11 protein-coding genes are annotated in these 13,924 nt (G+C 64.5%); 9 read left to right on the top strand and 2 right to left on the bottom strand.

What is annotated here, in order from left to right; all coding sequences use genetic code 11:
* Nucleotides 1-97 precede the first annotated feature (97 nt).
* Nucleotides 98-850: a class I SAM-dependent methyltransferase gene (locus AB6809_RS15640; protein WP_029971902.1), complete on the bottom strand. Its 753-nt coding sequence runs from the start codon at nucleotides 848-850 to the stop codon at nucleotides 98-100.
* 190 nt (nucleotides 851-1,040) lie between these two features.
* Between AB6809_RS15640 and AB6809_RS15635 the strand changes: the two genes are divergently transcribed.
* The 5 genes from AB6809_RS15635 to AB6809_RS15615 all read left to right on the top strand — a co-directional run bounded on the left by AB6809_RS15635 (nucleotide 1,041) and on the right by AB6809_RS15615 (nucleotide 6,233).
* Entirely contained in the window at nucleotides 1,041-1,853 is an 813-nt protein-coding gene (locus AB6809_RS15635; RefSeq protein ID WP_029971901.1) for a helix-turn-helix transcriptional regulator, read from the top strand.
* 244 nt (nucleotides 1,854-2,097) lie between these two features.
* Nucleotides 2,098-3,504, top strand: coding sequence for an argininosuccinate lyase (argH, locus tag AB6809_RS15630; protein ID WP_006048478.1), 1,407 nt, complete (start codon nucleotides 2,098-2,100; stop codon nucleotides 3,502-3,504).
* A 177-nt stretch (nucleotides 3,505-3,681) separates the two neighbouring features.
* The gene (locus AB6809_RS15625) at nucleotides 3,682-4,218 is read left to right on the top strand and encodes an energy transducer TonB (protein WP_006048479.1); all 537 of its coding nucleotides are present in this window, start codon (nucleotides 3,682-3,684) and stop codon (nucleotides 4,216-4,218) included.
* Between the two features lie 365 nt (nucleotides 4,219-4,583).
* Nucleotides 4,584-5,891, top strand: coding sequence for an MFS transporter (locus tag AB6809_RS15620; protein ID WP_029971900.1), 1,308 nt, complete (start codon nucleotides 4,584-4,586; stop codon nucleotides 5,889-5,891).
* 162 nt (nucleotides 5,892-6,053) lie between these two features.
* Nucleotides 6,054-6,233, top strand: a complete 180-nt coding sequence (locus AB6809_RS15615) for a hypothetical protein (RefSeq protein ID WP_006048481.1) — start codon at nucleotides 6,054-6,056, stop codon at nucleotides 6,231-6,233.
* A gap of 66 nt (nucleotides 6,234-6,299) precedes the next feature.
* Here the strand turns inward: AB6809_RS15615 and AB6809_RS15610 are convergent, their stop codons facing one another.
* Nucleotides 6,300-6,449, bottom strand: coding sequence for a hypothetical protein (locus AB6809_RS15610; RefSeq protein ID WP_165919805.1), 150 nt, complete (start codon nucleotides 6,447-6,449; stop codon nucleotides 6,300-6,302).
* Between the two features lie 778 nt (nucleotides 6,450-7,227).
* Between AB6809_RS15610 and AB6809_RS15605 the strand changes: the two genes are divergently transcribed.
* From AB6809_RS15605 to AB6809_RS15590, 4 genes are all read left to right on the top strand, one after another.
* Nucleotides 7,228-8,700, top strand: coding sequence for a chloride channel protein (locus AB6809_RS15605; protein WP_029971899.1), 1,473 nt, complete (start codon nucleotides 7,228-7,230; stop codon nucleotides 8,698-8,700).
* A 532-nt stretch (nucleotides 8,701-9,232) separates the two neighbouring features.
* On the top strand, nucleotides 9,233-9,781 hold the full coding sequence (locus AB6809_RS15600) for a fimbrial protein (protein ID WP_029971898.1): 549 nt from the start codon (nucleotides 9,233-9,235) through the stop codon (nucleotides 9,779-9,781).
* Between the two features lie 228 nt (nucleotides 9,782-10,009).
* Nucleotides 10,010-10,750: a fimbria/pilus periplasmic chaperone gene (locus tag AB6809_RS15595; protein ID WP_029971897.1), complete on the top strand. Its 741-nt coding sequence runs from the start codon at nucleotides 10,010-10,012 to the stop codon at nucleotides 10,748-10,750.
* 266 nt (nucleotides 10,751-11,016) lie between these two features.
* Nucleotides 11,017-13,803 carry a fimbria/pilus outer membrane usher protein gene (locus AB6809_RS15590; RefSeq protein WP_310034688.1) on the top strand — a complete coding sequence of 929 codons (2,787 nt, stop codon included), beginning with the start codon at nucleotides 11,017-11,019 and terminating at the stop codon, nucleotides 13,801-13,803.
* The last annotated feature ends 121 nt before the right edge of the window (nucleotides 13,804-13,924 follow it).

The raw sequence follows: 13,924 nt of genomic DNA, 5'->3' as shown, positions 1-13,924 counted from the left end.
TGAGAACGTTGCTGCCGTGCGATTGAAATAAAGCCGGGCGTCGACCGATTGCGGTCGCGTCCGGCTTTAGTTTTTTCAGCAAGCGGTCGTGCCGCGTTTAACTCGCGTCGATCATCAACGCGTCGAGCTTGAACGAGCCATCTTCCTTTACGTCGAAATACTGCCGCACCTCATCCGGCGAACCACGCCACAGCGACTGAATCGCCGCGACACGCGGCTCCGGCGTGCGCATACGCGCGATCCACGAACTGAATTCGAGGTCGATACGCCAGCGCTCGCGAATCGACGCCTTGAAGCCCGCGGCTTCGAACATCGCGATCCATTCGTCGGCACGGTAATCGCGAATATGCGAACCGTCGCGCAAGAGTTCGATTGCCTGAATGTGCGTATCGAGCAGCGGATGATCGATGCCCGCAATGTCGATGAACAGCACCCTGCCGCCCGGCTTCAGCACGCGCCGCACTTCGGCAAGCGCGGGCGCCACGTCGTGCCAGTGATGCGCGCTCATGCGGCTCACGACCCAGTCGAAGGTGTGATCGCCGAACGGCAGCTTTTCGGCGGCGCCTTGCTGCGTGCGGATATTCGCGAGACCGCGCTCCTTCGCCGCGCTTTCGACGATCGCGAGCATCGGCGCGGCGATGTCGTAGGCGACCACCTCTTGCGCATGCGGCGCGACGGCGAAGCTCGCGTGGCCCGCGCCGCAACCCATGTCCAGCACCGTCGCGCCCGGCGTCGCGGCGACCGCTTCGGCCAGCGTGCGCAGATCGGCGCCGGTGGCATGCGTCGGACTCGTCAAATAAGCGGCGGCGGTCGAGCCAAAGGCGTCGGCGACCTGATCGTGATGCTTCATGGATAGCTCCGGTTGTCAGCGTGGGATGTCGTGTCGTGTGAATCCGCGTGTAGCGCGCGGGCAGCGCGGCCTGCCGTTCGAGTCGCTACGCCGCTACAATAGAGCCCGCCGTGTACCGGTACAAGTTAAGCAATTATTCTGGTATCTATAACACCACCCCGCCACCCTCCTCACGCTCAGCAAGAACCGAATGACCCCGCCCTCTTCCGCCGACCAGCCGCCGCCGCTCGACGCCACGCCCGCCCGCGCGCTCGGCGACTTTATCCGCGCGCATCGCGAACGGCTGTCGCCGCAAGCGGTCGGCCTGCCGCCCGGCCCGCGCCGCCGCACGCCGGGCTTGCGCCGCGAGGAAGTCGCGCAACTGTGCGGCGTGAGCCCGACCTGGTACACATGGATCGAGCAAGGCCGTCCGGTTTCCGCTTCCGCCGATGCGCTCGCGCGCATCGCCGTCGCGTTGCAACTGTCGCGCGCCGAGCGCGCGTATCTGTTCGAGCTGGCGGCGCAGCGCGATCCGGCCGAACCCGATCCGGCCGCCGCCGACGCGCCCGCCACGCTGCTCGAAACCGTGCAACTGGTGAACGCGCCGGCCTACGTGCTGGACCGTCAATGGAATGCGCTGGCCTGGAACGAGCGCGCGGCGGCGCTTTTCGTCGGCTGGCTCGACGGCGCGCACGACCGCAATCTGCTGCGCTATACGTTCACGGAAGCGGCGGCGCGCGAACTGATCGTCGATTGGGAAACGCGCGCGCGGCGGCTTGCGGCTGAGTTTCGCGCGGACTCGATCCGTCATCTGAACGATGCGCCCACGCGCGCGCTGATCGATTCGCTGACCGCCGCGAGCGACGCGTTCGCGCGCTTCTGGGCGTCGCAGGATGTCGGCGGCCGCGAAGGTGGACGGCGCGAATTCAACCATCCGCGCGACGGGCGGCTCGTCTACGATCAGATCACGTTCAAGCCTGCGCATCGTGAGGATTTGAAGCTGGTGGTGCTGGTGCGGGAGTGAGCGGTTGTGGTTGCGTCGCGTTGCGTTGCGGGAGCTTCCGCTCGTATGAAATGGCAAGCGCCTGGCCGTTCAATCGTCGGCCACGCCTCGCGCCAGTGTTAAAATCGCTGTCTTTCTTCGCTTCGGCGACGCTGCGCATGGTCATGCCGCGCGCACTGTGCCGTCAGCCTTATCGCCGCTCGCTCAACCGCCAGGTAAGCACCGACTAAGCGCCACTTTAACCGCCGCATAACTGCCCAACACCATGACGTCCCAACTGCACAAAAAAGGCGAAGCCTGGTCGGCTCGCTTCTCGGAGCCGATGTCGGAGCTCGTCAAACGCTACACGTCGTCGGTTTTCTTCGACAAGCGTCTGGCGCTCGTCGACATCGAAGGGTCGCTTGCGCACGCCTCGATGCTGGCCGCGCAAAAGATCATCGCCGCCGACGACCTCGCCGCGATCCAACGCGGCATGGCGCAGATCAAGGGTGAAATCGAGCGCGGCGAGTTCGAGTGGCAACTCGACCTGGAAGACGTCCACCTGAACATCGAGGCGCGTCTGACCGCTCTCATCGGCGACGCCGGCAAGCGCCTGCACACGGGCCGCTCGCGTAACGACCAGGTCGCGACCGACATCCGCCTGTGGCTGCGCGGCGAGATCGACCGCATCGGCGGATTGCTGACGGAACTGCGCACCGCGCTGCTCGACATGGCGGAGAAGAACGCGTCGACCATCATGCCCGGCTTCACGCACTTGCAGGTCGCGCAGCCGGTCACGTTCGGCCATCATCTGCTCGCCTACGTCGAAATGTTTTCGCGCGACGCCGAGCGCATGCTCGACTGCCGCAAACGCGTGAACCGTCTGCCGCTCGGCGCGGCGGCACTCGCCGGCACGAGCTATCCGATCGACCGTCACGCGGTCGCGAAAACGCTCGGCTTCGACGGCATCTGCGCGAACTCGCTGGATGCCGTCTCCGACCGCGACTTCGCGATCGAATTCACGGCGGCGTCGGCGCTCGTGATGACGCACATCTCGCGCTTCTCCGAAGAACTCGTCTTGTGGATGAGCCCGCGCGTCGGCTTCATCGATCTGGCCGACCGCTTCTGCACCGGTTCGTCGATCATGCCGCAGAAGAAGAACCCGGACGTCCCCGAACTCGCGCGCGGCAAGACCGGCCGCGTGAACGGCCATCTGATGGCGCTGCTCACGCTGATGAAAGGCCAGCCGCTCGCGTACAACAAGGACAATCAGGAAGACAAGGAACCGCTGTTCGATACCGTCGACACAGTGGCCGACACGCTGCGTATCTTCGCTGAAATGGTCGCGGGCATTTCGGTGAAGCCGCAAGCGATGCGCGACGCCGCGTTGCAAGGCTTCTCGACGGCAACCGATCTGGCCGACTATCTGGTCAAGCGCGGCCTGGCGTTTCGCGACGCGCACGAAGCCGTTGCGCTCGCCGTGCGGATCTGCGCGGATCGCGGCATCGACCTCGCAGACCTGACGCTCGAGGAAATGCGCGCCGAGTTGCCGAACGTCGCGCATCTGATCGGCGACGACGTGTTCTCGTATCTCACGCTCGAAGGCTCGGTCGCGAGCCGCAATCATCCGGGCGGCACGGCGCCGGAGCAGGTGCTGGCGGCGGTCCAGGCGGCACGGCAAGCGTTGAAGTAAAACGCGGAGCGCGCCGTTCTGCGGCGTGCAAATGCATGGCAGATCGCGAAGGCGAACTCGTTAGCGAGTTCGCCTTTTTTATGCGCGCGTGCGTGCTCAGCAAGGGCGAACGCGGATTGAAACCGCGCGGTTTTTGACTACCATCGAAACAGGTTCCGCTCTCTTTCGTGGTTCATCATGCTTACCCGCACGCGCTTCCTTCATCTTCTGACTGAATGCGGCGCTTGCCGCGGTTCGTCATCATGGCCGACGCGGCGCGGCACGGCGCTCGCGGCGTTGCTCGCGCTCGCCGCCGCCGGCTGCACGATCACGCCGCCGCCCCGCGCGGTCGTCCCGACGCCGCCCGCCGCGGTCAACAGCGCGACGCTCGATCAATACCGCGAGGCCGTCGCGCGGCGCATCGTCGAGCGCAATCCTTCGTATGTGCTGCGCGGCAAGCCTCAGGCGATGCTGCGCTCGCTCGTCGTGGTGTCGTTCACGGTCGACCGCAATGGACATGTGGTGGACTCGTCGGTGTATCGCACGAATGGCGACGACGAAGCCGAAGGCACCGCGCTCGCCAGCTTGCGGCGCGCGTCGCCGCTGCCCTTGCCGCCGGGCAAGCTGCTGAACGGCCGCGGCCAGCTCGAACTGTTCGAAGACTGGCTTTTCAACGACGACGGCAAGTTCCAGTTGCGCGAGCTCGCCTCGCCGCAGGCGCTGACCATCGACTGAACGCGGCCTGGCCGATCGGCCAGCCGCCTTGCTGCGCAAGCGCCGCGCTCGCTATAATTTTCCGATTCCCGCGCCGGAGCACTCCGGCACGGCTCAGGCCGCCTGCTCATCCGCGGGCGTGCTAGCAGCCGATCCTGGCGGCGCCGCGCCATCCGCGCGCGCCGTGCAAGCGCTTTGTGCTTGATGTCGTGGCGTGCTGTGGCGTGTGTTGCACGCGGCGCGGCGCGAGCCTCTATCATCGACACGAGCGCGCCACCACCTCAACAAAGATGCCGACTGATCTTGCCGCTGTCCGCGACTGACGGCGGTCGACCGCGCCACAGCCAGGCGCAGGCAACCGGCATCAAGAAACATGGAGACCCTGCATGTCCACATCGCCGATTTCCGCGGCCAAGCCCAATGCGGCCGGGCAGACCAACAGCGCGCGGATCATCTTCGCGAGCTTCATCGGCACCGCGATCGAGTTCTACGATTTCTACGTCTATGCGACCGCCGCGGCGCTCGTCATCGGCCCGGTGTTTTTCCCGCACGGCTCGGCGACGGCGCAGGCGTTGTCCGCCTTCGTCACGTTCGGCATTGCCTTCGTCGCGCGGCCAATCGGCTCGTTCCTGTTCGGGCATTTCGGCGACCGCATCGGCCGCAAGTCGACGCTCGTCGCCTCGCTGCTCGTGATGGGCGTGTCGACCACGCTGATCGGCTTCGTGCCGGGCTACGACTCGATCGGCAGCCTTGCGCCGATCCTGCTGTGCATCTTGCGCTTCGGCCAGGGCATCGGCCTCGGCGGAGAATGGGGCGGCGCGGCGCTGCTCGCCACCGAAAACGCGCCGGCCGGCAAGCGCGGCTGGTTCGGCATGTTCCCGCAACTCGGGCCGTCGATCGGCTTTCTCGCGTCGAACGGCCTCTTCTTCGCGCTCGCGATGTCGCTCACCGACGAGCAGTTCCGTAGCTGGGGCTGGCGCGTGCCGTTCCTCGTCAGCGCAGTGCTGGTGGCGCTCGGCCTTTACGTGCGACTGAAGATCGCCGAGACGCCGGCCTTCCAGGCCGCCATCGAGCGGCAGGAGCGCGTGAAGGTGCCGATCGCCACGCTGCTGTCGCGGCATTGGCTGCCCACCTTGCTCGGCGCGCTCGCGATGGTGGTCTGCTACACGCTGTTCTACAACGCGACGACGTTCTCGCTGTCGTATGGCGTGTCGGTGCTGCACATTCCGCGGCAGACGTTCCTCGGGCTGCTGTGCGTCGCCGTCGTGTTCATGGCGCTCGCCACGCCGCTGTCGGCATGGGCAAGCGACCGCTATGGCCGCAAGCCGGTGCTGATCGTCGGCATCGTCGCGGCTGTGTTGTCGGGCTTTACGATGGCGCCGCTTCTCGGCAGCGGGCAAACGTCGCTCGTGCTGCTGTTCCTCGTGATCGAACTGTTCCTGATGGGCGTGACCTTCGCGCCGATGGGCGCGCTCCTGCCCGAGCTTTTCCCGACCAACGTGCGTTATACCGGCGCGGGCGTGTCGTATAACCTCGGCGGGATTCTGGGCGCGTCGGTGGCGCCGTATATCGCGCAAATGCTGGCCGCGCGCGGCGGCTTGCCGTGGGTCGGCGCGTATGTGTCGATTGCCGCGGCCGTCAGCATGATCGGCGTGCTGTGCATGCGCGAAACGCGCGACTCCCGGATGATGTGACGCGAGCGGTCCGCGAAGCGGCGCGCTTGAGCGGCTGATCGCTCAGGCGGCTGCCTCGCGGCGCTTTGCTTTGCTTCGCTGGGTGAATCCTCTGTCTTGCGCGTCTTTTTGACTTGCCTATACTCGAATTCAAATAACCCCATCGCAAGCAGGGAGGCCCGCATGAATTTCCATCTTCACAATGCGGATGTCGTGATGATCATCGCGCTCGCGCTTCTGTGTTCGTTGCTGCTCGCGCTGCGCTTCAAGCCGGCCAGCTGGAAAGGCATTGTCGTCGAGGCGCTGGCGGCGAACGCGGCTGCCATTACGGCCGTGCTCGCGTTCGAAATGCTGATCGCCTGACGGTCCGCCGCGCTCTTGCCTGAGGGTGCTTCGCGACGGGCCGCCCGTTGAGTCGGCTCAGCCGTCTTAGCGGTAGTAATAGCCGTGATGATGGTAATAGCCGCCACCGCCACCACCACCGCCGTAGTAATAGCCCGGCGCAGGAGCGACGATGCAGCCGCCCAGCATGCTTGCGAGCACGGTGCCGGCGATCAGGGTGAGGATCAAGCGTTTCATGTCGTTCTCCGTCGAATCAGATTATTCGAGCTCAAGCCCCGAATGACTCGATTGAACACGACGCGCGCCTGCCTGAACGTTGCCAGTTGTAAGGGAAGATCACGCCGGTGTTACAGGTTCGCCGACGCCGGCGGGCTTTGCGAAGCGCTTTCCACCAAGCGCCGACATTCTCGAAACAACCGACGAAAACACCGCCTATACTGACTTGCATGTGCCAAGCGCCGACGCCGCCTTGCAGGCGTTGCGCCGCGGCGTGGCAAAGATGAGAGCGAGCCCGCCGCCACACGGCTGGCAACCGGCCCATGTGGGCGCATTGGTGGCACAAACCGGCACGAACCGGCGCGAGCCCCACGCGCAACCGGCGTGACGGCCAACGAAAAGCGACAGATTTAACAACCGTGTAATGCGGCAACACGGCGTGTAATCCGCATCCTCTTCGCCCGACGTTCCCCGACGCGGGCGTTTCAGGGCGTCACGTGACAGGGCCGGTTCGCATAGGCACTCTGCGCGTGACGCCCTTTTCTTTTGAGCAAACGATTGCGCGGCCAAAGCCAACCGCGCTCAAGCCGCCGCCGAGCCCTGCTGTGCGGCGAGAGTCTGCGTTGGCCGCGAATGGAATAGTCTTTGCTGAACCGGGGAAAGGCCGTCCAGCGGATTAACAACGGCGTCCTGCAGCGCTCGCCTTACAACATGCCTTTTCACTCTATTTCAGCAGGCTTTCATACGTTTTAGAGCCATCCGCGGGCTTTATACTTTCCCCTTTGCTTCCCAGATACTCATGCCACGAGCGCAACCTTTTCTTTCTTCCGGGATTCTGCGTCGAGGCAAGCGCCTTTGGCGTCAATACGGCATTTTCTGGCTCGGCGCGATCGCGGTCGGACTCGTCGCGGTGCTTTACGCGCGGCTGATCGACTGGGGTTATGACGAATTCCGCGCGGTGCAGCGCGAGCATGTGTGGGCGCCGCTCATCATCACGCCCGCCGTGGCCGCGCTCGCCGTGTGGCTGACGCGCAAGTTTTTCCGCGGCGCCGAGGGTAGCGGCATCCCGCAGGTGATCGCCACGCTTCATGCGAAGCCCGGCGAATATGGCGCGCGGCTGCTGTCGTTTCGCATCCTGCTCGGCAAGATCGCCGTGTCGTTTCTGGCGATTCTCGGCGGCTTCACGATCGGCCGCGAAGGTCCGACGGTGCAAGTGGGCGCGGCGCTCATGTTCAATCTGCGCAGGCTTTATCCGCGCTCGAATGCGCTGATCGAGCGGCAACTCGTGCTGGCCGGCGCGGCAGCGGGTTTGTCGGCGGCTTTCAACACGCCGCTTGCGGGCATCGTGTTCGCCATCGAGGAACTGACGCGCAGTTTCGAAGCGCGCGCGAGCGGCGTGCTGATTACGGCGATCATCATCGCCGGCGTGATCGCGCTCGGCCTGAACGGCAACTACACGTACTTCGGCACGATTCAGATCGGCGCGCACTTTCCGAATCTGCTCGCGCTCGCGGTGCTGCTGACGGCCATCGTCACCGGCATTGCGGGCGGCGTGTTCGGCTGGCTGCTGCTGAACACCGCGCGCTGGATTCCCGCGCCGCTGCGCCGGCTGCACGGCGAGCGGCCCGTCGTGTTTGCGGCGTTGTGCGGCCTGGTGATAGCGGTGGTCGGCATCGTGTCGGGCGGCACCACGTTCGGCAGCGGCTACGCGGAAGCGCGCGGCCTGCTCGACGGACACGAACAGCTCTCCGTGTTCTATCCGTTTCTCAAGATGATCTCGATGGTCGGCTCGTACCTGCCCGGCATTCCGGGCGGCATCTTCGCGCCGTCGCTGTCGATCGGCGCGGGCTTCGGCAATCTGCTGCACATGGTGTTCGGCTCGATGCAACTGCCGATGCTGATCGCGCTCGCGATGGTCGGCTATCTCGCGGCCGTCACGCAATCGCCGATCACGTCGTTTGTCATCGTGATGGAGATGATCAACGGTCACGCGCTCGTGATTTCGCTGATGGCCACCGCGCTGATCGCGAGCCGCGTGTCGCGCATGTTCGCCCCAGCGCTTTACGAGGCGCTTTCGGAGCGCTATCTGGCGCCGCTGCCGCGTCCGGCACCCGCTCCGGTGCCGGAAGTGCCGGAAGTAGATGCGCCGGAGGCGGCGGCGGCGAGCGGAGCTGAGGCTTCTGGTGAGGCGTCGGGGGATGCTTCGGCCGATGTGTCGGCTGATGCGTCGATTAATGCGGCCGGTGAGGCGCCCGGCAAACACACCGACTAAAGACGGCTCGACCACGAATCGTCGGTAAGCGGCGTTCGCGCGTCGCTTCATTCGCGACGCGCGTCGACATGCGCGCTGCCAGAAAATCCTGTCACGCCACGCAAAGACCGACGACCCGATCGCCCCCCCCCCCGCACCACGCGTCTGCCGCCAGGAATTCAGCGATCCCGAGATTGACGCCACCGCCGCGCCCTACCACCTTCGCGCAATCTCCATCTTGATCTAGAGCAACCAAAGTCTGTCGCCAGCTAACAAGCTGACGTCGCGTCGTCACGTCCGCTCGTCAGAAACACGACCCCTTAGACGCCCGCTTGCAAGTTTGCAAACTATGCACTGACTTTTAGGACTGGTCCGATAAATCAGTCTACCTAATTACTTAATAATCTGTCCGCCCTTACGGGAAGCTTAGCGACTCAACCTCGGGATTCGGCAGCCAAGACCGAAAAATCGCCGGCGCCGGCGCGTGTTCCGGTTCGGTGCGCTATGTGTCGTTCATCAACCTACCTCGGTCAACACCCTGGAGTACATCTCAATGAAAAAAATCGCATTCCCCCTGATCGTCGCGGCAATGGGTCTCGTTGCTTCAGCAGCGCACGCTGCACCTGCCAGCAACGGCGGCGTCCTGACCATCACCGGCCAGTTGACGGCGAACACCTGCACGGTGAGCGGCAATGGTCAGGGCAACAACTTCGCGGTCACGCTGCCGACGCTGTCTGCCGCGACGCTGTCCGCCGCGGGTTCGACGGCAGGCTCGACGGGTTTTAACATCGCTCTGAGCGCCTGCACGCCGTCGACGGGCACCGTCCACACGTTCTGGGAATACGGCGCGAACACGCTGGCCGACGGCAACCTGCGCAACAACGGCACCGCCGCCAACGTGGAAGTGCAACTGGTCGACTACAACGGCACGCAAAAGGTCCTCGACGTCAGCAAGGCCGACGGCGCGCAGAACGCACAAACCGCCACGATCACGGGCGGCAGCGCAAACCTGCAATATGCGGCGCAATACGTATCCCCGGCCGGCGGCGCCACCGCCGGCAGCGTGACGACCAATGTCACGTACTCGATGATCTATCAGTAATCAACATGCTCTGAACGACAACTTCGCGTTACGTCGTTTTTTAGTATGACTAAGCACATGCGGCGTTATCCGCGCCGCGTGTCGCTACAGCCGATGAGGCCTGTATGCGATTGCTTATCTGTCCTTTCAGGCATTGACTCGCTGTGGGAGCGCCGATGTCCTGGCGCGCGGCGCCGCGCAATCTTCGCGGCGCCATTTCACCGAAGTCCGTTTTTCAGGTTGAGCGTTATGAATATCCGCAAACTCCTTGGCAGCGCAATGACCGCTAGCGTGCTCGCACTGGGCGCACTGCTGCCCTTCTCGGCGCATGCTTCTGTCGTCATTGCCGGTACGCGTGTCGTCTATAACGCGACGGACAGCGAAGTCACGCTGAAGCTCTCGAATGTCGGTAAGTCCCCCGCCCTCGCGCAGGTGTGGCTCGACAAGGGCGACCCGAAAGTCGACCCGAGCAAGCTCGACCTCCCTTTCGTGCTGACGCCGCCGCTTGCTCGCATCGATCCGGACAAGTCGCAGACCATCCGCATTGCCTATACCGGTGAAGCGATGCCCAGCGACCGCGAAACCCTTTTGTGGTTCAACTTGCTGGAAGTCCCACCCAAGCCCGCAGCGGCAGAGGTTGGAGCGAACTATGTGCAGCTCGCGTTCCGTTCGCGCCTGAAATTCTTCTTCCGTCCGGCCGGCCTGCAAGGCAAGGCCGACGACGCACCGGCCAAGCTCGTATGGCGCCTCGGCACGCATGACGGCAAGCCGGCCCTGCTGGTCTCGAATCCCACGCCGTTTCACGTCACGATCATCGAGGCCCTCGTCGGCGAAGGCCCGAATCCGGCGAAGTTCGACGAAGGCGGCATGGTTGATCCTGGGGGCGAGCTTGCACTGCCGCTGTCGGCTACGCCTGCTGCCGGCAAGGTCTCATTCACGACGCTCAACGACTACGGCGGTCCCATGAAACACGAGGCGACGCTGCAATAAAGCCGTGGCCTGCCAGAGCGCGGGTGAAACGGATCGACGCTGCGAAGGAATCCGAACTTTCGTCAGCCGGACGGGGTGCGTCGGGTCGAAATGACCCTGGCGCGCAAACAGGATCAATTGTCGCGGTCAGCGGGTGCGTGCCGATGTGTTGACAGTCGGCCGGGCGCCCTGTTGCCCGCGATTCCGGCACCACCATGAACAATAGCAATTCGAAATCCAGTTCCCGGCGCGCTCAGGCCGAGCCGTTATCCTTGAGCCGGGCTAGCATGGCCGTTCTGCTGGCATTTACCGCCGCACGCGCGCATGCCGATGGCCTGTCAATCGGAAAGACCCCTCCGTCGCTGGCGTCCCTGCTTCCCGCGGAAGCCGGGCGCACGCCGCAATCGCTGCCCGACCCCACGATGACTCCCGCGCCGGACTCCGCGGATGCCGCCCCACGCGCCGTCGACGTGGCGCAAGCCGGGGCATCGTCGGACATGCAGGCGGGCCGTCGCCCTGCTTCGCCCGATAGCGGAGCCGTCAACACCGCGCATCCGGCGAGGGCCTCGCGGCTCCCGCCCAGCGAGATCACCGCTTCTACTTCCACTTCCACTTCCGCCGCCGCGCCCCAGGCCGTCGAGTTCAACTCGCAGTTCCTGACCGGCAGCGGCGCGGCCAACGTCGATATTTCGCGGTTCGACCAGGGCAACGTCGCGTTGCCGGGACACTACCGGGCGGCGCTCTATGTGAACGGCGTCTGGATTGGCGTAGCGGATGTTAACCTGCGTGAACTGAACGGCCAGAAACGCAACGTCCAGCCGACGTTCGACCGCGACCTGCTTACGCGCGCGGGCGTGGACCTGACGCGTCTCACCGACGCTGCACGCGCGAAGCTCGACAGCGCAGCGAATCAAGGCGCCGCGGCGCTGCTGCCGGACCTCATCCCGCAAGCGACGGCGAGTTTCGACGCGGGCGAGCAGCGCCTCGACGTGACCATTCCGCAGGCCATGATGAGCCGCAACGCACGCGGCTGGGTCGACCCCAAGTTCTGGGACGACGGCGTGCCGGCCGCGACGCTTCAGTACAACGCCAACCTGTATCACACGAACGGCAGCGGCCTGTCGACCACGCAGGGCTATCTCGGCATCAACGCGGGCGTGAACGTCGGCGCGTGGCGCTTCCGCTATAACGGCAACGTCACGAGCGGTAACATGTCGGGCACGCATCTGCAAAGCATGCAGACGTACCTGCAACGCTCGTTCGAACCCATCAAGAGCCAGTTGACGATCGGCGATTCGTACACCGACGGTACGATCTTCGACAGCTTCGGTGTGCGCGGCGTCCAGCTCACCACCGACGACCGCATGTATCCCGAGTCGCAGCGCGGCTATGCGCCGACTGTGCGCGGCATCGCGAACAGCAATGCGAAGGTCGAGGTCAAGCAGAACGGCAACATCATCTACACGACCACGGTCGCGCCGGGGCCGTTCGAGATCAACGATCTTTATCCCACTGGCTATGGCGGCGACCTCCAGGTCGTCGTGACGGAAGCCGATGGCAGCCAGCATGCGTCGGCAGTTCCGTATGCGGCGCCGGTGAACGCGCTGCGCGAGGGTCGCTGGCGCTATAGCACGGCGCTCGGACAGTACCGCAACACGAGTCTGCGGAACCATCCGGTTGTGTTCGAGGCCGGTGTGCAGCATGGCCTGAACAATTTCGTCACGTTGTATGGCGGGACGATCGTCGCGGAGAATTACGTCTCCGGCGCGATTGGTGCGGCACTGGATACGCCGATCGGCGCGTTCGCGGCCGACCTGACGCAGGCCAACTCGAACTTCAGGAACATTCCGGGCCGCAACGGACAAAGTTTGCGGATTTCGTATTCGCGCGTCATCGCGCCTACGGACACGAGCGTCACGCTCGCCGCTTATCGCTACTCGACCAGCGGCTTCCTGAGCGTGCAGGACGCGATGAATCTGCGCGACCTGGCGCTGCGCGGCATCCCCAATACGAACGGCGGCATCCAGAAAGGACGGCTTCAGCTCACGCTGAACCAGAACCTGAAGTCCTGGGGCTCCATCTACGCTTCCGGCTTCACGCAGAACTACTGGAACAAGCCGAATCGCGATACGTCGTTCCAGGTTGGCTACAACACGAACGTCGGGCGGGTGGGCGTGGGCGTGTCGGCGTCGCGGGAACTCGACATCAACACCACGCGCTGGAACAACCGCGTGATGCTGAACCTCAACATTCCGCTCGACATCGGTTCGAAAGTCGCCAACACGACGACGAGCTTCGCCCACGACTCGCGCGACAACAGCAATCAGATTCAGGAAGCGTTCACGGGCGCAGCCGGCGTCGACAACGAGTTCAATTACGGCGTCTCGACGGGCTACGACTCGGCGAGCGGCAACGGCGGCAGCATCAACGCGAATGCGGGCTATCTGAGCCGGTACACGCAGGTGCGCGGCAACGCCGGCTATTCAGGCGGCTACACCCAGGCCGGCGCAGGACTCTCCGGCACGATCGTCGCCTATCCGGGCGGCGTGGTGCTCTCGCCGCAGACGGGCGACACACTCGCGGTCATCGAAGCGAAGGACGCCGTGGGCGCACGCGTCGCGACCGCGCCAGGCGTACGTGTCGATGACAACGGACTCGCTGTCGTGGCCGGCATGCAGCCGTACTCGCTGAACACGGTCGAGATCGACACCAAGGGCCTGCCGATGGGCGTCGATCTGAAGAGCACCGAACAGCACTTCGCGCCGACAGCGGGTGCCGTCGTGCGCGTGAAGTTCGACACCGAGAATCGCGGCCAGGCGACGTTGCTGCGCCTGAGCCGCCCGAATGGCGATCCGGTGCCGTTCGGCGCCGACGTGCTTGACGACAAGGGCAGCAACGTCGGCACCGTTACGCAGGGTAGCCGCGCGATGTTCTACACCAAGGCAGTGACAGGCGAGTTGCTCGTCAAGTGGGGCCAGGGCGTTGGGCAGTCGTGCAAGATCAGCTACGGACTGCCCGTCGCGCAGAAAGACAAGCCGGCGGCAACGGTGTTCTCGGACGCGAGCTGCAATTGAACGAACGCGAACAATCGACGGCCTGGCGAAAGCCCGCTCGGAGCGATGACAGTGTCATCGCGACCGACGCGGCTTGCCATTGAGCGACCATAGACAAGGTATTGTATGAACGCTTTTAAGA

The organism is Paraburkholderia sp. RCC_158, from assembly GCF_041355255.1.
GTDB classification, from domain to species: domain Bacteria; phylum Pseudomonadota; class Gammaproteobacteria; order Burkholderiales; family Burkholderiaceae; genus Paraburkholderia; species Paraburkholderia graminis.
This window is presented reverse-complemented; position numbering and strand designations above follow the sequence as displayed.

What these genes read in the sequence shown, in the direction of transcription:
- AB6809_RS15640 (WP_029971902.1), bottom strand. Translation starts at nt 850, where the DNA reads ATGAAGCATCACGATCAGGTCGCCGACGCCTTTGGCTCGACCGCCGCC.
- AB6809_RS15635 (WP_029971901.1), top strand. Translation starts at nt 1,041, where the DNA reads ATGACCCCGCCCTCTTCCGCCGACCAGCCGCCGCCGCTCGACGCCACG.
- argH (WP_006048478.1), top strand. Translation starts at nt 2,098, where the DNA reads ATGACGTCCCAACTGCACAAAAAAGGCGAAGCCTGGTCGGCTCGCTTC.
- AB6809_RS15625 (WP_006048479.1), top strand. Translation starts at nt 3,682, where the DNA reads ATGCTTACCCGCACGCGCTTCCTTCATCTTCTGACTGAATGCGGCGCT.
- AB6809_RS15620 (WP_029971900.1), top strand. Translation starts at nt 4,584, where the DNA reads ATGTCCACATCGCCGATTTCCGCGGCCAAGCCCAATGCGGCCGGGCAG.
- AB6809_RS15615 (WP_006048481.1), top strand. Translation starts at nt 6,054, where the DNA reads ATGAATTTCCATCTTCACAATGCGGATGTCGTGATGATCATCGCGCTC.
- AB6809_RS15610 (WP_165919805.1), bottom strand. Translation starts at nt 6,449, where the DNA reads ATGAAACGCTTGATCCTCACCCTGATCGCCGGCACCGTGCTCGCAAGC.
- AB6809_RS15605 (WP_029971899.1), top strand. Translation starts at nt 7,228, where the DNA reads ATGCCACGAGCGCAACCTTTTCTTTCTTCCGGGATTCTGCGTCGAGGC.
- AB6809_RS15600 (WP_029971898.1), top strand. Translation starts at nt 9,233, where the DNA reads ATGAAAAAAATCGCATTCCCCCTGATCGTCGCGGCAATGGGTCTCGTT.
- AB6809_RS15595 (WP_029971897.1), top strand. Translation starts at nt 10,010, where the DNA reads ATGAATATCCGCAAACTCCTTGGCAGCGCAATGACCGCTAGCGTGCTC.
- AB6809_RS15590 (WP_310034688.1), top strand. Translation starts at nt 11,017, where the DNA reads ATGGCCGTTCTGCTGGCATTTACCGCCGCACGCGCGCATGCCGATGGC.